18 protein-coding genes and 4 pseudogenes are annotated in these 19,139 nt (G+C 42.9%); 11 read left to right on the plus strand and 11 right to left on the minus strand.

Annotation, left to right across the window (positions count from 1 at the left end; genetic code table 11):
* Positions 1–36 precede the first annotated feature (36 nt).
* Positions 37–374: pseudogene (locus BDD26_RS05020) on the plus strand (IS1 family transposase); the annotation flags it as partial.
* 275 nt (positions 375–649) lie between these two features.
* Here the strand turns inward: BDD26_RS05020 and BDD26_RS05025 are convergent.
* Positions 650–1,215 (minus strand): annotated as a pseudogene (locus tag BDD26_RS05025) (transposase); the annotation flags it as partial.
* Between the two features lie 20 nt (positions 1,216–1,235).
* Between BDD26_RS05025 and BDD26_RS05030 the strand changes: the two are divergent.
* The 6 genes and pseudogenes from BDD26_RS05030 to BDD26_RS05055 all read left to right on the plus strand — a co-directional run.
* Positions 1,236–1,454, plus strand: a pseudogene (locus BDD26_RS05030) (IS110 family transposase); the annotation flags it as partial.
* A gap of 857 nt (positions 1,455–2,311) precedes the next feature.
* Positions 2,312–2,539, plus strand: a complete 228-nt coding sequence (locus BDD26_RS05035) for a hypothetical protein (protein ID WP_115825707.1) — start codon at positions 2,312–2,314, stop codon at positions 2,537–2,539.
* A 173-nt stretch (positions 2,540–2,712) separates the two neighbouring features.
* The gene (locus BDD26_RS05040) at positions 2,713–4,398 is read left to right on the plus strand and encodes a type VI secretion system baseplate subunit TssF (protein WP_244922653.1); all 1,686 of its coding nucleotides are present in this window, start codon (positions 2,713–2,715) and stop codon (positions 4,396–4,398) included.
* A 33-nt stretch (positions 4,399–4,431) separates the two neighbouring features.
* Positions 4,432–6,495, plus strand: coding sequence for a type VI secretion system Vgr family protein (locus tag BDD26_RS05045; protein WP_115825708.1), 2,064 nt, complete (start codon positions 4,432–4,434; stop codon positions 6,493–6,495).
* A complete protein-coding gene (locus tag BDD26_RS05050) occupies positions 6,495–7,274 on the plus strand; it encodes a DUF4123 domain-containing protein (protein WP_244922654.1) in 780 nt (259 codons plus the stop codon). The genes BDD26_RS05045 and BDD26_RS05050 overlap by 1 nt, the downstream gene beginning before the upstream one ends.
* Before the next feature lie 21 nt (positions 7,275–7,295).
* Positions 7,296–8,213: a glycoside hydrolase family 19 protein gene (locus BDD26_RS05055; RefSeq protein ID WP_115825710.1), complete on the plus strand. Its 918-nt coding sequence runs from the start codon at positions 7,296–7,298 to the stop codon at positions 8,211–8,213.
* Here the strand turns inward: BDD26_RS05055 and BDD26_RS05060 are convergent.
* The 9 genes from BDD26_RS05060 to BDD26_RS05095 all read right to left on the minus strand — a co-directional run bounded on the left by BDD26_RS05060 (position 8,169) and on the right by BDD26_RS05095 (position 12,647).
* On the minus strand, positions 8,169–8,705 hold the full coding sequence (locus BDD26_RS05060; protein WP_084766466.1) for an IS630 family transposase: 537 nt from the start codon (positions 8,703–8,705) through the stop codon (positions 8,169–8,171). The genes BDD26_RS05055 and BDD26_RS05060 overlap by 45 nt on opposite strands.
* Positions 8,699–9,172 carry a helix-turn-helix domain-containing protein gene (locus BDD26_RS05065; RefSeq protein ID WP_051502334.1) on the minus strand — a complete coding sequence of 158 codons (474 nt, stop codon included), beginning with the start codon at positions 9,170–9,172 and terminating at the stop codon, positions 8,699–8,701. The genes BDD26_RS05060 and BDD26_RS05065 overlap by 7 nt, the downstream gene beginning before the upstream one ends.
* Positions 9,173–9,296: 124 nt before the next feature.
* Positions 9,297–9,833: an IS630 family transposase gene (locus BDD26_RS05070; RefSeq protein WP_099119571.1), complete on the minus strand. Its 537-nt coding sequence runs from the start codon at positions 9,831–9,833 to the stop codon at positions 9,297–9,299.
* The gene (locus BDD26_RS05075) at positions 9,823–10,164 is read right to left on the minus strand and encodes a helix-turn-helix domain-containing protein (RefSeq protein ID WP_244922655.1); all 342 of its coding nucleotides are present in this window, start codon (positions 10,162–10,164) and stop codon (positions 9,823–9,825) included. The genes BDD26_RS05070 and BDD26_RS05075 overlap by 11 nt, the downstream gene beginning before the upstream one ends.
* Complete coding sequence (locus tag BDD26_RS19980) at positions 10,124–10,300, minus strand: hypothetical protein (RefSeq protein ID WP_244922656.1); 177 nt, start codon at positions 10,298–10,300, stop codon at positions 10,124–10,126. The genes BDD26_RS05075 and BDD26_RS19980 overlap by 41 nt, the downstream gene beginning before the upstream one ends.
* Positions 10,301–10,357: 57 nt before the next feature.
* Entirely contained in the window at positions 10,358–10,510 is a 153-nt protein-coding gene (locus tag BDD26_RS20775; RefSeq protein ID WP_115825712.1) for a histidine phosphatase family protein, read from the minus strand.
* Positions 10,507–10,752: an acyl carrier protein gene (locus BDD26_RS05085; protein WP_115825713.1), complete on the minus strand. Its 246-nt coding sequence runs from the start codon at positions 10,750–10,752 to the stop codon at positions 10,507–10,509. The genes BDD26_RS20775 and BDD26_RS05085 overlap by 4 nt, the downstream gene beginning before the upstream one ends.
* A 16-nt stretch (positions 10,753–10,768) precedes the next feature.
* On the minus strand, positions 10,769–11,782 hold the full coding sequence (locus BDD26_RS05090; RefSeq protein WP_115825714.1) for a beta-ketoacyl-ACP synthase III: 1,014 nt from the start codon (positions 11,780–11,782) through the stop codon (positions 10,769–10,771).
* A 7-nt stretch (positions 11,783–11,789) separates the two neighbouring features.
* Complete coding sequence (locus BDD26_RS05095; RefSeq protein WP_170140373.1) at positions 11,790–12,647, minus strand: AvrD family protein; 858 nt, start codon at positions 12,645–12,647, stop codon at positions 11,790–11,792.
* Positions 12,648–12,745: 98 nt separating this feature from the next.
* On the opposite strand from BDD26_RS05095, the gene BDD26_RS05100 reads away from it, so the two are divergent.
* The 3 genes and pseudogenes from BDD26_RS05100 to BDD26_RS05110 all read left to right on the plus strand — a co-directional run bounded on the left by BDD26_RS05100 (position 12,746) and on the right by BDD26_RS05110 (position 15,852).
* Positions 12,746–13,783 (plus strand): IS5 family transposase, encoded by a 1,038-nt coding sequence (locus BDD26_RS05100; RefSeq protein WP_099119548.1) that lies wholly within the window; start codon positions 12,746–12,748, stop codon positions 13,781–13,783.
* A gap of 159 nt (positions 13,784–13,942) precedes the next feature.
* Complete coding sequence (locus tag BDD26_RS05105; protein ID WP_115825716.1) at positions 13,943–14,569, plus strand: LysR substrate-binding domain-containing protein; 627 nt, start codon at positions 13,943–13,945, stop codon at positions 14,567–14,569.
* A gap of 56 nt (positions 14,570–14,625) precedes the next feature.
* Positions 14,626–15,852 (plus strand): annotated as a pseudogene (locus BDD26_RS05110) (IS256 family transposase).
* Positions 15,853–16,258: 406 nt separating this feature from the next.
* Here the strand turns inward: BDD26_RS05110 and BDD26_RS05120 are convergent.
* Positions 16,259–17,062 carry a glutaminyl-peptide cyclotransferase gene (locus BDD26_RS05120; protein WP_244922658.1) on the minus strand — a complete coding sequence of 268 codons (804 nt, stop codon included), beginning with the start codon at positions 17,060–17,062 and terminating at the stop codon, positions 16,259–16,261.
* Between the two features lie 355 nt (positions 17,063–17,417).
* Here BDD26_RS05120 and BDD26_RS05125 point away from each other — a divergent pair, with 355 nt between their 5' ends.
* Positions 17,418–19,136 carry a non-ribosomal peptide synthetase gene (locus BDD26_RS05125; RefSeq protein ID WP_115825718.1) on the plus strand — a complete coding sequence of 573 codons (1,719 nt, stop codon included), beginning with the start codon at positions 17,418–17,420 and terminating at the stop codon, positions 19,134–19,136.
* The last annotated feature ends 3 nt before the right edge of the window (positions 19,137–19,139 follow it).

A 19,139-nucleotide genomic window follows, 5' to 3' on the forward strand; every position in this document is an offset into this window, starting at 1 on the left:
AGGTATACTAGCCATTCTTTATGGGGAGAACTTTTAGTGGCAAAAGTGGAAGTAAAATGCCGATTTTGTGACCAGACAAAAGAGGTGAAAAAGCATGGTAAAGGGAAAGGCGGTCATCAGCGTTATCGTTGTTTGTCCTGTAATCGTACTTTCCAACGGGATTATTCTTATCGCGCCTGTCACGCCGGGATAAAAGAACAAGTCGTTGATCTTGCCATGAATAATTCAGGTATTCGTGATACCGCACGGGCATTACATATCAGCATTAATGCGGTTGTTCGCACCCTAAAAAACTCCGCCCAAGATGGGTAACAACACTTCCACTGGATAATTTGGAAATTCAGCTTATCTGTGAAGTTGACGAGATGGGGTCTAATGAGCATCGTCGCTTCTAATGGTGCTAATGTATTAGATATAGAACCATCAGATATGCTGACCCTAACAAGTTCTTCAATGAATTGTTTCATCCAGTTAAAACCTCTTGTAACCTCCTCTCCTAACTTGGCATTCTCTATAATACGGCGATCCCTAGCCATTTGGCCAATCAGACAACCGCGTTCAATATTTCTTTCTTTATGAAGAAGAACCACTAATTTCTCATAAGCACTTTTATCTGTGTTTAAAATTGACTCACTAGAACTAATGAGCAACTTGCCGTTAACGTAGCCATATACAGCATTCGCCGCACCATGGCTCTTCCTCCAAAGATCGTTCGTTTTCCACGGAAGAACCCAGAATCTCGATTGAACGGTGCAACACCAATCAAGGCGCTAATCTTACCCAGCTCTGGTACGTCAGCAATCAAGGTAGCTACCGTGGCAGGGCCAACGCCTTTTACTGTGGATAATAAATCGAGTTTGGCACGATGAAACGTTTTGATATGTTTAGATAATGCAGCTTCAATGACTTTAAGCTGTTCTTGTATGAAGCCTGATCATCAAAGTGATACTTTCTCGAATTTCTGGATGGCAACTTCCCAGCCTTTGGCGTTCTGAGATGGAAAGTGTAACCAATTGGCGGCGACGCGCGATCATGGCTTGTAGCACCTGTTGCTGAGTAGATGGTAATACCCTGGCTATTTTATTGGGATAAAACCAGAGCCAATTGTGCCAACATCTGAGCATCTATTTTATCGGTTTTGGCTAAGTAACCCATTGCTTTAGCAAAGTCACGGGCTTGTCGGGGATTAACGATAGCAACAGCCAGCCCCAGAGTCTGCAAAACACAGACAACGGGTATCTCATAAATTTGTCCGCCCCTTCGTTAAAAGTAACAAGAACGATTTTATTGATGCGGAAGCCATCTGCGAAGCAGCCTCTCGACCTTCGATGTGATTTGTCCAACCCCGAACGGTAGCTCAACAGGCCATGCGGGCACTTCACCGGGTCAGAGAGTCTCCGGTTCGGGATAAAGTGAAAACCACCAACCAAATGCACGCTTTCCTGCTGGAATTCAATAACTGAACTGCTAAGTGGACGACTATAAATCCGCTTAGCATAGTGCCTGTATATTTCAAACTCATTTGAATCCATGTCTACTAAACTGAGAGTTAAACCATTTGGTTGGTCAAGGCACAGTGAATCCTGTCCTCAGTGATTGCACAAACTCAGGGGAAGAATACGGACGGCTAAATCAATCTTTGTTGTTTATTCTCGTTCGTGATCGCTTCGCTATCCGTATTTCCCCTGTGTTTTTCAGACTTATTTTACTCATTTCGAAACATTCCCTGCGTGTCGGTTAGGTTCACCGTTCCGTGGTGCGTCAGATAATGTGTAGCAGGGCGAGGGTTGTGTTGAGTTTTTGCAGGAGTTCGCTACGCGCATGCCAAGCACGGCGATGGTGTACTCCCCGTTCAGTGCCTGATCTCAGTCAGGATGAACGCCTCATTAATCGTGACGTGATGTGATTTCTCCTTTTTTACTGCATCGGCCTGTTGCAAGGCAGAGGGTGAAAAATAAACTAAATAAGTCGGTGCGAGGTGAAAAAATGTCTGTGAAAGCGCTGTCACCCAGTAATACAAAGTTCAAATCGGTCGAAAAGCCAGTCTGGTTGTACTCTGGACGCTGGTCGCCCAGCGGCGCACTTGGTAATCGCTCCGCTTAAACGCAAGTGACGCCGCGCAGTTTTCGGGACGTTTATCGTGTGTTAATCAAAACGTGGATTAAGATCGTGCAAGGTTAAATTGTAATGATAAACGTGACAGGGATACTGCTCTGTGTGAGTGATAAGCCGGTAAATCAAGAAACCGGATAACTTTCATCGCCGGACGGAAGGTTGTTGTCCAGCGATATCTGCTTCCAAAGGTGCGCAGATGTACCGCAATATTGGCTCTCCCTTTCAGGCTACGGGAGTTTTAATTCGCCACCGGAAGGCAATCCTGACAGGCGATGGATCGTTTTTTGTAGAAAAAAACATTAACGGTCAGGCCGGATGGAGTCAAACTGTGGCTATTTTGCCATCCTTATTTTTTCCTGAATTCCCGTGCAAATTCCGCCGACAGGCCGATTTCCCACCAAAACCAGACAAAAATTGGATTTAATTGGTTAATTAATTTCACTGATGAATGTGTACAATTATAGACCTAACACCTCCTATTAATTCAGTACTATTCCGATACCTGACGGGTAAAAATGTAAGTGAAATTCAATGAAGAACAACAAGGAATCGCTGTACCTGCAAGAACGCGCCTATCTGCGGGAGCTGGCATAGCGTGTGGCAAAAGAATCCCCCCATTTAACGGACTTTCTGGCAACGGCCCATGATCCCGATATTCAACGTCTTTTCGAAGCGTTTGCGTTACTGATTGCCCGCTTACGGGATAAACTGGAGGATGATTTCCCCGAAATTACCCACGGTATTCTGTCCCGTATCTGGCCGTTAGTGTTGTGCCCTGTCCCGCCCACAACAATCATGCAATTTTTCCCCACTGATGGTGAACATCAGGGCGCTGCTGATATTCCCAGAAACACGGCTGTTTCTGCGCAGGCGGAGGGGCAATTACTCACTTTCAAAACCTGCCGCCCGCTGCATATTGAGCCTTTAGTGGTACGGGATCGCACGGTGAAAAAAACCGGCACCCACAGTGAAATTATCCTGACCCTTTGTCAGACGGGAAGTCCTTCACCCGTCTGGAAATGCGGAGCGCTCTCTTTTTTCCTCGGCACGGATACTGAACAGGCAGCACAGCTCAGCCTGTGGCTTGACCAGCATATCTGTGAGATGAGCGTCAGAGCACAGGGAGAACAACGTAAGCTGAGCTGTTTTCCTTATGGCTGGCATGACCTGCTGGATAAGCCTATCCTGCCGATGAAAAAGAGCACCTATACCGGCCTGCAAACACTGGTTGAATATTATGCGCTGCCGCACCTGTATAATTTTGTTACGCTGGATATCAGCCGTGATCGCAAGGAAATTCCGCTCAATGCGGACGGCACGTTTGAATTGATTTTTCGTTTTGAAGGCGAACTGCCGCTGGATGGTGTCGGTGATGCCTTTATGCTGGGCTGTGTGCCGGCCATTCATCTGGAAAAACGGCTCAGCCCACCTGTCCTGCTGGGTGCCGAAAATCACTGTTATCCCTTGCCGCTGGGGGATTCCGTAAAATTGTTCCGGTTGCATGACGTTCAGGTGGTGCAACAACCCGATGATGACGCCCAACGGGGCACGCCTTACCGCTATCTGCCGATAGCGCAGTTTACGCCCGCAGCGGAACTGCTGGCCGGGGAAGAGCCGGATTATTTCTACTACCAGCTTCGCACCGAGCGTGATTTGCTGGATCGCATTCAACACCGGTTGCATTTTTTTGACCTGACAGGTAAATCGGCTCGCAACCTGCCTGAACTCGCGGTCGCCTGCGATTTCACGGGCTACCATGAACCCGCAATGGCACTGGAGCAAGGCACCATCAGTGTGATGCAGGAAGGTTCTCCTTCACATCTCAGCGTGCACAATATCATGCCAGTAACCCCCGATTATCCGCCGATGTTACAGGATAATTCCGGCTGGCCGTTGCTTTCCTGCCTCGCCAGCCCACCCATTTTGTTGTTTACCACAGAACGGATGCGGCATTTTCTTCGTCTGTTTAACCATTATACCGAATTTAACCGCCCCCTGAGCCGCCATATTCAGCAGCAAATCGACGGCATTATGCAGGTGGAAGAGAGCCTGATCGACCGGATGAAGCTGGGCTGCCCTGTCCGTGGGTGTCTGCTGTCACTGACCCTGAACCCCGATTGTTACGCCAATCCGGGGGAGATGTACCGTTTCTGTCGGTTAATTCATGAGGCAATGGCCTGTTTTGTCAGCCAGTCCACCTTCGTCAAGCTGGATGTATCTACCCCGAATCAAAAAATTCTGTGGGAATTCAAAGAAGTTTATGGGGCACGCATGGAGATGTAACTGTTCAACAATTATGACAAGGAGCAAAATAGGATGAATATAATGAACGGGCTGGCGGCGGCCAAAAGCGGATTACGCTTCACTTTTCAGATAGCCGGCCTGCCTGAATCTATCTTTGCTGTGGGTGAGTTTTCCCTTCAGGAAGGGTTATCTGAACTGTTTACCCTCAATCTGACACTGATTCAGTCCCTGCCTGATAATCCCTTTCGGCCGAAGCCGGAAATCGATTTGACCGCGCTGCTGATGCAGGAAGCGGTGTTGCAGGTGTTTAATGGCGCAACGCTGCAACGCAAAATCACCGGCATTGTTTCCCACGCTGACTGGGCAGGCACCGATGGTAATAAAACCCTGTATACCGTGACGGTTCGGCCTGCACTCTGGCGTCTGACGCTTAATCAGGACAGCCGGATTTTCCATCAGCAAAATGTGCCTGCCATCCTGAATAGCCTGTTGAAAAAGCATAAAGTCCGTGCCGATTCGAAGCTCTACGATCCGCATCAGGACAGGGAATATGTCACTCAGAAACGGGAGTCTGACTATAGCTTTTTCAGCCGTCTGGCGGCGGAAGAGGGGATCAGTTTCTGGTTTGAGGATGAAACCCTGTTTTTCAGTGACAGCCATCTGGGGATGACAGCAGGGCTTCCGCTACTTTACCAGCCCCAGCCGGAAACCGCACACGGGACAGATACCATTTATCAGGTACGGCTGGGTGTGGGAATGAGTCCGCAACGCAGTTTTCATAAAGATTTCAATCCGGAGAACCCGCGCTATCACCTTTCCCATATGCAGAGCAGCGAAGGTTTCCGCGATTTCGGCAGCAAACCCCCCTACACCGTATTTGAAAGTTACGGCCGTTTTCAGAAAGATGCCGCCGCTAAACCGTTTCTCAAATACCGCCATGAAATGCTGGATAACCAGAAAAAAACCGGCAGCGGCAACAGTAACTGCATCAAACTGATGCCGGGTAAAATTTTTGAGATAAAAAGCCACCCACACAAACCGCTGAATGCCCGCTGGCAGGTAGTCGGCATCAGTCACCACGGGCGCTGCCCGCAGGCACTGGGTGATAACAGCGGAGAAGGTACCACGCTCCGTAATCATTTCAGTTTTATCGATGGCCTTGCCGACTGGCGTCCGCCTTTCCACTACAAACCGCTGGCCGATGGCGATGAAACAGCGATGGTCGTCGGGCCGGAAGGGGAAGAGATTTTCGTTAATAAAGAGGGCGCGATTAAAGTTCATTTTCACTGGAACCGCTATGACTCGCCAGATGATGGGGCTTCGTGCTGGGTTCGCGTGGCGCAGGGCTGGAACGGCAACGGCTTCGGTTTTATGGCCATCCCGCGTATCGGTCAGGAAGTGATTATCTCTTACCTCAATGGGGATATTGACCGTCCGATAGTCACCGGCTGTGTTTACAACGGTCTGAACCGCCCGCCGCTGGATTTACCCGCCCAGAAAACCCGTACCACCTTTAAAACCAAAACCCACAAGGGTAAGGGCTTTAACGAACTGCGTTTTGAAGATGCCAAAGACAGCGAAGAAATTTATCTCCACGGCCAGAAAGATTTGACCGCTCATATTGAAAACGATGCCCTCTGGCATATCAAACACGACCAGAAACAGCGTATCGATAACAACCGTTATCACGAGATACTCGCCGATGACCATCATCAGGTGGCCGGTTCGCGCAAAATCACCACCGAAGGCGATGTGTCTCATCGGATTGCAGGCAGCCAGCATATCCAGACCGGCGATGCGACCGTGATTGACAGCGGGCAGGAAATCCACCTGAAAAGCGGCGGTAAGGTGGTGCTGGAAGCGGCAGCAGAAATCACCCTGAAAGTGGGCGGCAGTTTTCTGAAAGTCACCCCGGCGGGCATTTTATCTTCCATGATTAATGTCGGGCAGGGTTCCGCGGGCAGCGGGCGTGGAGTTTCACTGCAACTGCCGGAGGGCGTAGCGCCACTCCCACAAGTAGGGCAACTCCCGATGGCGGAAGCACTTCCTGTAACCGAATTTTCGGCTAAACCACCTTGTGCCATCCTCGCACAGCAAGAGGAAAACTGGGTTATCACGGGAGCAGAAGAAGAATGATGGAATCGAGCAATTGGAAAAGCTGGCTGTCACATCAGGACAAAGGAGAGTGTTATTTTCTGATCAATAGTCTGGCGGAACCGAACCCGGTTCAGCTCTTTTACCTTAATGGCTGGACAGAGCAGGCGTTTCCGCTCTACAGCGGTACGCCGATGAATGCCATGCTGGAACAAAGCCCGTGGCTGATTCAACCCAAAACCAAGTGCTTACCGGAACTGGCTTTACTGCTGGATAAACACGCATTCAGCGATGCCAGTTGGGGTTGGGGCTATCGCAGTACGTTACCGTGGTCATTTCAGTTAGAGCACTGGCGTTTACATCAGCAGGTTTTACTGCGCGGGCAAGTGGTGGTTTTACGTCTGATGGATAACCGTGTTTTCACACCCCTGCTGCCAGCTTTACAGCCCGGCGATTGGCGTGAACTCTTAACTCCGGTCAATGAGCTGATGATCGATACGCCCGAACCGTATTGCTATTACCGGCCGGAAAACTGTCCTCAGGTATTAACAGAAAATTTATTTGTGCTGGGTGATCACCTGATTGAAGCCCGTTACTCAACCGATACCGCCCTCAAGAATCTGGCCTACTCCTTAAGTTGTCAGCTTTGGGAGGAAAACCCCGAATTGGCGCTGAAACTGGATGAACCGGAAGGACAATTGCAAAAAAGCCTTGTGGTGTGGCTGAAGCAGGCGAGAGATGAAAAACAGAACTTGAACAAACTTACCGCTGAACGCTTTATTGCCGATAACCCACAGGTTGCGTTTAGCAAGGAAATTTAAGATTAATTTAGGAAGAAAAGAATGAGTCAGTTAGAACAAACAGATTGCATTAATTGCCCAAATATATTGAAACAGTGGATTGAATTTCAACTTGTAGATGAAGAAGACAAGCCACTGGTTGGAATGCCTTATAAATTGAAAAGCCGATTGAACCCAAGTATTGAGCGAACAGGTACGACAGATGGGAATGGAATATTACGTGAAGAAGACCTTCCGCCAATGCCAGTTATTTTATCCATATCAGCACAACCACTGGCGGATGAAATTGTCAAACGGACACCTCGTCAACAAACTGGAGAAGCCAATTCCCATGTTAAGCCAACAGCCATATTGGACGGGCATGGATATCAATACACCACATTGGGTATGCTTAGTGATGGGTATCCTACAATTAGCGGGTGGCAAGAGCAGGAATTACAGAACTCAGAACATTTCCGTGGCTCGACCTTACAGGGATTGTCAACCCACCAACTCAAGCGACGGCATGTGCTGGAAATAAGGGTGATTCATGGATGTGCATGTGATAGAGACATTACTTTAGCTGAACTACAAGAGATATTGCCCAATGCACCACAAACAAGACTTCAAAACAATTTAGAAGCATTTAATCAGGGTTTTAATAGGTTTGGTATTACTACATGCCGAGGCAAAGCCCATTTTTTAGCGCAGGTATGCCATGAAAGTGGTGGATTACAATATACGAAAGAAATTGGAGGGGAAAGAAAGAATTATAACCCTTGGTATGGTCGAGGCTTAATACAATTGACATTTGAAGGGAACTATACAGCGTATGGTAATTATATTGGTGAAGATGTAACTTCTTCTGCTGAAAATAGGGATAAATTATTGTCTCCACCACATAGTGTGTTATCTGCATTTTGGTTTTATAAGTACTCAAGAAAAGTTAATTGCAAATTGGTCGCCATAACCTTTCAATAAAGTATTTAATTCATGCTCCATTGTATTCTGAGTCCAAGTGATAAAACGTCGCCAATGGTATTTGGCCTGTTTCCAGACGATCTCAATCAAATTCAGCTCTGGGCTGTAAGCGGGAAGATAGAATAAAAACATGTTGTGTTCTCGTAACCAGCCATTTCTGATTTGTTCTTCGATCCCGTGATGGATACGCGCATTATCCAACACTAAAAATGTCAGGCGGTTGTCCCCTTGTTTGGCGACCTGCTCTAAAAAATCAATCACGTCATCGCGCGTGATACTGCCTGACGTTGTCTGGTAAAACAGCGTGTTATCCGTGTAATTTAACGCCCCCAGAACTGACCGTCTGTCATGCTCTCGAGGCTCAGTTTTATGGGGCTTACCCCGTGGACTCCATCCATATTGCACCGGAGGAGACGCGGCAAAACCCGCCTCATCGAAATAGAGCAGACGGTAATGGCCTAACTGTGCTCCAGCCTTAATTTTATTCAGCAAGGCGGATTTTTTAGCAAACTCCGTTTCGTTACGCTTTTTTTAAGCGACAGTCGGGTTCGTTTATAGGTGAGCCCCTGCTTTTTCAGGGTATTTGCCAGCGTTTCAAGCGTACAAGGCAGGGCACCATGCTTTGCCTCAACGCACTGAGCTATCCGGGCGAGTGTCAGGGACTCTGCGCTGGCCGCTTCGACCGCAGTGGCAATCATGTCAGGCGTCATGGCGAGATACCGGCCTCCGGCATGACCACCTAATAATCCCGCTATCCCTGAATTGTGCCACATGTGAACCCAATTATAGATAACCCGGAGACTGCATCCGATTTCAGCGGTGATCTGGGACGGCTTGATCCCTCTGGCAAGCATGAGCAAACCCGTTCCTCGCGTACGAATGTCCCGATGTGGATGATTCAAAGCAAGTTGTTGCAATGTGATTCGTTCAGGCTCAGAAAGTATTATCTTCGATTTCATAAGAACAGGCAGAGAATCAGGTTATCGTGTTATCGATTGTAACAGTAATGCAGATAATTTATCTGATTAACTTAGATTGATTTATTGCTCAAATTATATTAGAGCAATTCAGACGGCTAAGTACTCAAGAGAAATTAATTGCAAATCGGTTACCATAACCGCCCAATAACGTATTTAATTCATTCTCCATTGTCTCCTGAGTCCAAGTGATGAAACGTCGCCAGTGGTACTTGGCCTGCTTCCAGACGATTTCAATCAGATTCAGCTCTGGGCTGTAGGCGGGAAGGTAAAATAAAAACAGGTTGTGTTCGTATAACCAGCGCTTTTGAATTTCTTCCTCTATCCCATGGTGAATAGGCGCATTATCTAACACGACAAATGTCAGGCGATCGTCCCCCTGTTGGGCGACCTGCTCTAAAAAATCAATCACGTTAGCCCGCGTTGTACTGCCTGACACCGTCTGGTAAAACAGACTGTTGTCCGTGTAATTTAAGGCGCCCAGAACTGACCGGCTGACATGCTCTTTCGGTTCAGTTTCATGGGGTTTACCTCGTGGACTCCAACCGTATTGCACCGGCGGAGACGCAGCAAAACCGGCTTCATCAAAATAGACCAGACGGTAGTGGCCTGACCGGGCTCCAGCCTTAATTTTACTCAGCAAGGCGAATTTGTGAGCAAATTCCGTTTCGTCGCGTTTTTTTAAGCGACAGGCGGGTGCGTTTATAGGTGAGTCCCTGCTTTTTCAGGGTATTCGCCAGCGTTTCAAACGTACAGGGCAAGAGACCATGCCTGGCCTCAACGCACCGGGCTATCCGGGCCAACGTCAGGGACTCTGCGCTGGCGGCTTCGACCGCCGTGGCAATCATTTCAGGCGTCATGGCCGGATACCGTCCTCCGACATGGCCGCCTAATAATCCCGCGATACCGAAATCATGCCATGCGTGAACCCAATTATAGATAACCCGGACACTGCATCCTAATTTCAGCAGCAATCTGGGGCGGTTTTATTCCTCTGTCCAGCATGAGCAAACCCGTCCCTCGCGTACGGATGTCCCGATGCTGATGATTCAAGGCAAGTTGTTGTAACGTGATCCGTTCAGGCTCAGAAAGGACTATATTTGATTTCATGAGTGGAAGCTATCAGTCAGGTTATCGTATTGCCTATTATAACAAAATGCAGATAGTTTATCTGATCAACTTAATACCAAAATCTCTCATTTTAGGCGCAATACTTCTCACATTTTTGATACCAGTTTCACATAAGGGAATATCAGTTTGCCCTAACATTCTCCCCATCAAGTTGTAACTGGTACTTCCATGCCTCATTAAATAAATCATGTTGCATTAACATTATTATTCAAAATTGTATCTATCGATTCGTCAATAGACATTTCTGAGGAAATAAGCCCATCGGGAATTATAAGGTTAAATTCTTTTTCTAGTATTACTGAAATTTCTAACAAAGTTAAAGAATCCAGTTCAAGGTCTTCATAAATGACATCTTGAGTCACGTTGTCAGCTGAAACATAGTACTTATCTGTAAGAAGAGACTTAATACGATCAAAAAGAATAGTTTTCATACCTCACTCCATTTAGTCAGTTCAAAACCATGGATTTAAATACAGAATTAGGCCATTTAATAACAGCGGCTCCCCATGTAATCCCTCCACCAAATGCAGTAATAACAATTTTATGACCAGATTTTATTGTATTATTTCTGGCATAGACAGCTAGTGTAAGTGGTATCGATGCAGCTGAGGTATTTCCGAATTCTTCAAGACTCATTAATGCTTGTGTTTCTTTCAAATCAAATAACTGAGTTAATGTATCTATTATTCTCTTATTTGCCTGATGTGGGACAATATAATCTATTTCATTTGTCTCAGTATTACTGAGTTCCAGAACTCTTTGAACAGAGTTTTTCATATGTGAAATGGCTTTTAAAAAAACCTCTTTACCCTCCATTTTGAAATATGAAGATGTTGAAATTTTGTTTTTGTTCCCTGAAAGCTTAGATTCACTTCCACCATTAAAGATAGTAATCAGATTTTCATATTCACCGTCACTTCCTGTATAAGTGGAAAGAATATTTTCTTCATCTCCTTGCTCAAGAATTACAGCTCCCGCACCATCACCAAATAACGGGTAGGTTGCTCTATCACTTTTGTCCAGGATTGTAGTAAAAACATCTGCACCAATAAGCATTAATCTTTTAGATTTTCCAGATCTTATAAATGACTCGGCTAGTTCAAGTCCATATACAAAACCAGTGCAAACTGCATTTATATCGAATGCTCTAATTTTTCCTAATCCTAGCATTGTTGCAACTTTAGGAGCCGTAGCTGGGCATAACCTGTCAGGTGTTGAAGTAGCAACAATTAACGTATCAATCTCAAAATTATTTTCACGATTCATACTAGATAATGCCGCTTTCCCCGCTTTAAAAGCCAAATGACTTGTATGCTCACCTTCAGTTGCATGAAATCTGTTTTTTATTCCTGTCCTTGTTGTTATCCATTCATCATTGGTATCCAAATACTCTGAAATGCCTTTATTTGAAACTTGATTTTTAGGTAGTGATGCCCCTAATCCAACAATTTTTACTGCCATAACTGCCTCAATGATTTAGTTGATGTGCGACAGAGCATCGAACCTGAATATTATTAAGGTTCGCAACAATGTCAGCGCTTCTCCACTTATAGTTTCCTTTGGATATCAAATTCGTATTCTCCAAAGTTACTTCTAATGTTCCAGAATTTTTGTGATTATATGCATCAGTTTCATTTAATTTTATGTTACGCATCCAGAGATTGTTAGATTCTTCCCTGGTAATACCATCTAATTCATACAGAAGAATTTGTCCAATCTGTAAACTTGAAACGAAAGCATCTATATAATCAATATAATCGGTTTTTCTCCCCAAAATAGTCTTGACTACTAAGGCTTCACTTTTGTATTTACCCTCTAATAAAATATCCTTTATTTCATGATTTACACTTTTAAATTCCTTACGGCTAAAAACAGGAGTTAGTAATATATCATTATCTTTTTTCCTCTCAACTTTCAGTTGAGATTTCATATTTCCAACTTTTCCCTGTAAATAAATAACACCTTCTTCCTCGCAATAATTCAGACCGAAATTAATTGGTATATTTGTCAGTCTTTCAACAGGGGTATGCGATGCACAGATCATCATAGAAGTTATTTTATAATAAGAGTTTTCAAATTGATTAAGTAATTTTCCACTTGCATAAGCAGACATTAATATTACGTCCACACTACTTAAGTGAGGATTGAGATTTTTTTTATTTTTGATAGACCAGTCATCAGGATAAATCAGTGTCAGCATAGAGTTGTATTCATTGCCAAGTATAATTTCATCTTTTATTTCATAATCAACTTTCTTATAACCAGAACTAAAGAAGCGTGTTTTTGAAGATCCTAAATAAGAATCAGCATTGATCAGTTTTTTCATGGGATAACCTTCTTTAGGGAACCTCCAAAAACTTTTCACAGCCACAAAATTGAGTAAAATGTAGACACAGTACATCTCTGCAAGGTAGCGCCGTCATGATACCGCCTCGTTCTGCTTTAAAAAAAGACAAGCTGGCATCCGAATATCACCGTCGAAAACTCGATGAATTAGGTGATCCACTGCTTGTTCTTGATAAATATGTTGATTTCTCGGCACTGGCTGACACCGTAGACCGTGTCGCGCCACGGATTATTTCTCCCAAAGGCGGACGCCCGCCATTCCCGACTGAGGTGATGGTTCGCATCATTATCCTGAAACATTTCCATAATCTTTCTGATGAAAAGATGGAATATCAACTGCTTGACCGAATGAGCTGGCAACGTTTTTGTCGCTTGACCGATGTCATTAATATTCCAGACCGTAACACGATTGGGTATTTCGAAAAACGGATTGGGCAGGAAGGGGCCAAGGCATTGTTTGAAGAAGCGAAGCATCAGCTTTCGGCACAGGGATTCATTCCCCGAGGTGGCCAAGTCATTGATGCCACGTTGATTCCGGTTCCTAAGCAACACAATAAGAAAGAAGAGAATGAACAAATTCGTCAGGGTAAAACCCCTGATGACTGGACAGCAAACAAACGATGCCAGAAAGATACCGAGGCAACCTGGACGAAAAAGCACGGTAAAAGTTATTTTGGCTATAAACTTACCATTAATGTCGATACAAAATATAAAGTGATTCGCAACATCGCGACAGGAACCGCCTCCGCACATGATAGCCAGTTTTTTGAAGCCGTTTTGGAACGGTCAAATACAAGCCGGGACATTTATGCGGATAAAGGGTATGCCAGCCAGATGCGTGAACACGCGCTGAAGGAACAGGGCTATCGTGTTCATATTCAGAGAAAAGCGTTACGAAAGAAGCCATTATCAGCCTGTCAGAAAAGACGAAATAAGAAAATAGCGAAAACCCGGGCACGGGTAGAACATATCTTTGGTTCATTCTCCCAGATGGGTGACAAACTCATCCGAACGGTAGGCCGGCTGCGAGCCAATTTTGCGATGATTCTGAAGGCCACTTGTTATGATTTACAACGTTTGGTTTATTTTGGAAAATCCGGCCTTCATGCCTTTTAATTTCGGTATATGATGAAAAAGCGATGAGTTTATTTTTCCCCCTGAAAAAGCAAGAAAAAGTCATACACAATAAGGTCATTTATTGATGAGTGCAACATTGACCTTATTTTTTGTATTGAGAGTTTTTAGAGGTTCCCTAAAGATGACAAAACACTTTCATTGACAACAACAAATGCGTTTGCTTCATATTGGTTAATGCCGAGAATGGAATTATTCAGACAAACTTTCCCTGAAATCACACTGTATATTCACACTAGCGATACTATTATTTCATTAGAAGAGAATAACATTGATATTGCTATCCGTTACGGCGATACACCCGATGAGCAAATGACGTCATACCTGCTTTCAGAGGATTCATTTACTGTCGTTGCAAGTCCTCAGTTGAAGATAAACAGCCTGGATGATTTACTGAATTTTCCACTTATCCATGTCAAGGAAAGACGCTTTCCAAAATATCCGGTTGATTGGGAAAAATGGCGCTCAATATTTGGTCCTTCGAGTTTAAACGTTGACGAAGGTGTACATTTTACTGACGAGGTTCATGCTATGCAGTACGTAATTGCCGGTCAGGGCGTATTCATTTCCAGCAGGGTCATTGCGGATGATGCTATAAATAATGGTTTGTTATATCAGCCGCTTGAGCAAAAGCTAACAGGATGTCGTTATTATTTCATTGAAAATAAAACGGGTGTTAAGAAAGAAATAATCACTCACTTTAGAAAATGGCTTATAGAACAAATTCAATTAAGTAAAAAACAATATATCACGGACAATGAATTTTAGGGGAGTGTTAGAAATTCTGTGTCATTCCAGTAAAATACCTCAAAAAGGAATGAAAAATGACTCAACCCTTCGATTTTGATAAAGCGTTAAAAGCACTTCAGGCAGGTCAGGCTCTGACCGGTAAAGATGGCATCCTGACCCCACTCATTAAGCAGTTGACTGAATTTGGCCGCTGAACTCGATCCCCATTTAGCTCAGGATATTCAAACCAACCGAAAGAACGGGTCGACTAAGAAGCGCATTAAAGCCTCTACAGGCGGTTTCGAACTGGCGACACCTCGTGATCGCAACGGAACCTTTGAGCCACAGTTGGTGAAAAAGCACCAAACCACACTCTCGAATGAGATTGAACAGAAAATTATCCGCCTGTTTGCGTTGGGGATGAGTTATGGCGATATCCGTCGAGAAATTGAAGAAATGTATGATGCGGATGTTTCACCCTCACTAATATCAAAAGTCACCGATGCGGTTAAAGAGCAGGTTCTGGCATGGCAAAACAGACCGTTAGAATCACTTTATCCCATTGTTTATCTTGACTGTATTGTGGTCAAGGTGCGTCATGAAGGCAGTATCACCAATAAATCTGTTTTCCTTGCATTGGGCATCAATCTCGACGGGCATAAAGAACTTCTGGGGATGTGGATAGCCGAAAATGAAGGCGCCAAGTTTTGGCTCAATGTGCTGACCGAACTGAAAAACCGGGGATTACAGGATATTTTAATTGCCTGCATTGATGGACTGAAAGGGTTTCCTGATGCCATAAACAGCGTCTATCCACAAACCCACATCCAGCTGTGCATCATTCATATGGTGCGTAATAGCTTGAAATATGTCGCCTGAAAAGACGACAAAGCGGTAACGGCGGGATTAAAGACAATTTAAGCGACAACTAACTTGAAAAACAGCGTTATTACCTGATCTCTTTCATGGTAATACGCACCTTGAACGCGTTGGATAAATTTGCGGAAATCTGGGATGAAAAATACCCTCAAATCAGCAAAAGTTGGCACACGCATTGGGAAAATCTCAATACCTTCTTTGCCTATCCCGCCGATATCTGCAAGGTGATTTATACAACGAATGCCATAGAATCACTGAATAGTGTTATCCGACATGCTATCAAAAAGCGTAAGGTATTTCCTACCGATGACTCGGTGCGTAAAGTGATTTATCTGGCCATTGAATCAGCCTCAAGGAAATGGAGTATGCCAATCTAAAACTGGAAACAGGCAATGAGTCGTTTTATTATTGAGTTCGGTGACCGATTAAACGGCCACCTTTAATCAAAGGGCAAATACACGGAATTATTTACAGGCTCAATCGCCGTAAAATGGTCTTAGAGGGAGTTAAGTGTTCTGTGGCCGTTATCTTCTACAATCGAGTTCTTCAATCAGTACCCGCCTGGCGCTTTCTGATACCTGCGCTACTGCAGCTGCTACTTTAACATTTCCTATCAGCCACAATCGCCTCATATGTGATTTTATTACCTCTGACGTTAAGCTGCTTAACAATGATGAAGGCTTTGCTTAAAGCTTCCGTTACGACTTTATTGGCCTCTTGTTCTTCAAGCTTTTCAATATTTTTAGCCAGAACAGGATAATGGGGACCAATATTAGGGTGCTAGAACATTCTCAGCAATCACACCAATACAACAGAGCACTATATCCGTTTACTCTCAACTATCAATAATCATTTATACGGGTCATTCCCAGTGAATTTAACTTCAAATATATTTGACCAATTTTTCCCCGTCACGTAAATTTTATCGGAGATAGGATCATAAGCGATTCCATTCAATGTGTTGGTATTTTTATCAAAAATATCAAGACTAAATTGTATACCAGCCAAGTCAATCCATTTAATGACCTTCCCATTAGTAGGGTCGATAACAAGTATGATGTCGGTGTACCAGACGTTGGCGTAAATCAGCCCCTTTATCCATTCGAGTTCATTTATTTTCTCAATTTTCTTACTGTTGTAAGTAACTTGAATGCTTTTTTCCACCGAAAAATCTGAGGGGTTACGATAGAATAACTCAGCACTTCCATTACTCATGATAAGGTTTTTACCATCAGTCGTTAAACCCCATCCTTCCCCCTCATAGTTAATTGACTCAATGATATGAAAATTGTCAGTATCCAATACTAACAGTTTATTTTCCTTCCAAGTTAGAACGTAATACCTCCCGTTCAGTTTAGTTAATCCCTCTCCCCATACATCTTTAGGTAATTCTTTAGATTTGAGTAGAGTTCCATTAGCAGAATCGATAACGTTTATTTTTGATTTATTATAAAATCCAGTGGATTCTATAATGTTATTTCCATCTGAAATTAATCCTTGTGTAAATGATTCTTGGTTGTGAGGAATTTTACGAATGATTTTGTATCCATTTTTTTCCGGAATAGCGCAGGAATAGCTAGCCGTGAAAATCATGAAAATAGATATGGCCATAATAACATTACAGTTTTTAAGAAAATATTTATATTTACTCATATCGTGTTCATATAATAATCTATCATCTTGATTGTTAAATATTGATAGCGTTGTTATTTATAATAATGAGATTTTTAACTTAGTCGTGTTTCTAATGCAATAATTTTCTTAACCTCATCAAACTAACTGGTGATATTCATCACATAAATAATGAATAATGAAAAACACCACTTTACTTCTTCATTAAATTATTTATTTATGTATAAAAATATTTGTATCTTTTAAAAAACAACAACCCATTCGATATAGTTAAAGTTTAAATAATATAGAATGAAAATAAATTATTATTGGATGATGAATTAATGGGTTTATATCATGTGGATATTAAATAATTTCAAATGTGAAGGAGTTTCTAGTGGATAATAAACTAGGGGAAATGATACAAAGTGGTTTAAGAAAAAATCCAGAGAATATTGCCATTCAATCTGAATTTTTAAAATTAACTTATAAAGAATTGGCTGATAAAGTCGAGGGTGTATCTAATTTGTTAATTAATAAACGAATTACAAAACATTCTTGTGTGATAGTTGAGTTAAAAAGAAATATTGATTGCATATGTTACATATTAGCTTTGGTAAATATTGGTTCTGCTTATGTTCCTGTAGACCCCGCTCATTCTAAAGAAAGAAAGGAATTCATAAAACAAGATGTTGGCGCCGACTTTATTATTTCAACAAATAGCATATCTAATAATATAGAAGTAATGCCACTAATAGCAAAAAACAACATGGCAATTGATAATAGTCAGTTACCACATATCGCATATATTCTTTATACATCTGGAACAACAGGAAACCCTAAAGGGGTAAAAATTAAATCATCTGCCGTAGCCAACCTTCTCAGCTGGATGACTGAAACTTATGGTTTTAACAACGAAACCAGAATTATTAATAAAACGGCATTGACATTTGATGCTTCCGTGTGGGAAATATTTATCTCATTTTTTTGTGGCGGTACGCTTTTCTTGGCAGATCCTGATAAAGATAAAATTCCTCGCTATCTTGCTGAAACAATTAATAAATTTAATATAAATACTGTGCAGTTTGTTCCAGCCATGCTAAAAAAAGTTCTTAAAGAACCAGCCTTCAAAGAATGTAGATCGCTGAAAAACGTCTTTACAGGAGGAGAAACTCTAGCAAGTGAACTTGCCAAGTCTTTCTTTAATCTTTCTGACGCAGCCCTTCATAATCTTTATGGGCCAACAGAAACTACCATACAGGTGCTAACTCATACAGTGACGAAAACGGATTTACTAGGTGAAATTCCTATCGGAAAACCTGTTGCAAATGTTCTGGTTTATATTGTGACACAGGATGGTAAAGAAGCCGCTGTCGATGAAATCGGTGAGCTTTGTATAAGCGGTATTGCACTTGCCGAAGGATATGTTCATCGTGAAACTGAAGAGAGTCAAAAATTTGTCAGTATGTATTCCCTTCCTGGTGCACCATTTGTTTACAAAACCGGTGATTTTGCTTATCGGAACGCTTTTGGAGATATTTTTTTCTGTGGTCGCATCGATGAACAGATAAAAGTTAACGGCTACCGTGTTGATTTGAATGAGATAGAAACTGTCTTAAACAATCATACCTCCATTGACACTGCAATTGTTACTAAGGAATCTAGAGGAGAATTTACGTTCTTGATTGCATATCTTAAATGTCATCAAGAGAATGGAATTCTTTTTGAGCAGGTCAATGAACGAATACAGAATACACTTCCACACTATATGTGGCCATCTGATTACTATCTTATTAATGATGTGCCATTAACTGCACATGGAAAAATTGATCGTAAAGCTCTTTCCGTAAAATTGAATAAGATAAAGCTCACTCCTACAAAACATAAAGTCACTGATTTAAATAATGAATTAAAAATCTCCGTATTGAAGATATGGCGTGATGTTTTAAATAATGATGAAATAGAACTGGATAGTGATTTTTATTCTTGTGGAGGAAACTCTATTGAGGCAATGATTATTTCAATGAAATTGAATGAACAGCTAGGAATAAATTTAACTTTTGAAGATGTGCTCAAGCTTAGAAATGTTATCAACATTGTAGATAGTGTTTCCTGAGTT

Source organism: Xenorhabdus cabanillasii (genome assembly GCF_003386665.1).
In the GTDB taxonomy this organism is placed as follows: Bacteria; Pseudomonadota; Gammaproteobacteria; order Enterobacterales; family Enterobacteriaceae; genus Xenorhabdus; species Xenorhabdus cabanillasii.

Bases quoted from the DNA above. Each gene is read 5' to 3' on its own strand.
- BDD26_RS05045 (WP_115825708.1), top strand. From the start codon at position 4,432: ATGAATATAATGAACGGGCTGGCGGCGGCCAAAAGCGGATTACGCTTC.
- BDD26_RS05090 (WP_115825714.1), bottom strand. From the start codon at position 11,782: ATGGCAGTAAAAATTGTTGGATTAGGGGCATCACTACCTAAAAATCAA.
- BDD26_RS05120 (WP_244922658.1), bottom strand. From the start codon at position 17,062: ATGAGTAAATATAAATATTTTCTTAAAAACTGTAATGTTATTATGGCC.
- BDD26_RS05050 (WP_244922654.1), top strand. From the start codon at position 6,495: ATGGAATCGAGCAATTGGAAAAGCTGGCTGTCACATCAGGACAAAGGA.
- BDD26_RS05035 (WP_115825707.1), top strand. From the start codon at position 2,312: ATGTACCGCAATATTGGCTCTCCCTTTCAGGCTACGGGAGTTTTAATT.
- BDD26_RS05095 (WP_170140373.1), bottom strand. From the start codon at position 12,647: ATGAAAAAACTGATCAATGCTGATTCTTATTTAGGATCTTCAAAAACA.
- BDD26_RS05055 (WP_115825710.1), top strand. From the start codon at position 7,296: ATGAGTCAGTTAGAACAAACAGATTGCATTAATTGCCCAAATATATTG.
- BDD26_RS05065 (WP_051502334.1), bottom strand. From the start codon at position 9,172: ATGAAATCGAAGATAATACTTTCTGAGCCTGAACGAATCACATTGCAA.
- BDD26_RS19980 (WP_244922656.1), bottom strand. From the start codon at position 10,300: ATGAAATCAAATATAGTCCTTTCTGAGCCTGAACGGATCACGTTACAA.
- BDD26_RS05085 (WP_115825713.1), bottom strand. From the start codon at position 10,752: ATGAAAACTATTCTTTTTGATCGTATTAAGTCTCTTCTTACAGATAAG.
- BDD26_RS20775 (WP_115825712.1), bottom strand. From the start codon at position 10,510: ATGATTTATTTAATGAGGCATGGAAGTACCAGTTACAACTTGATGGGG.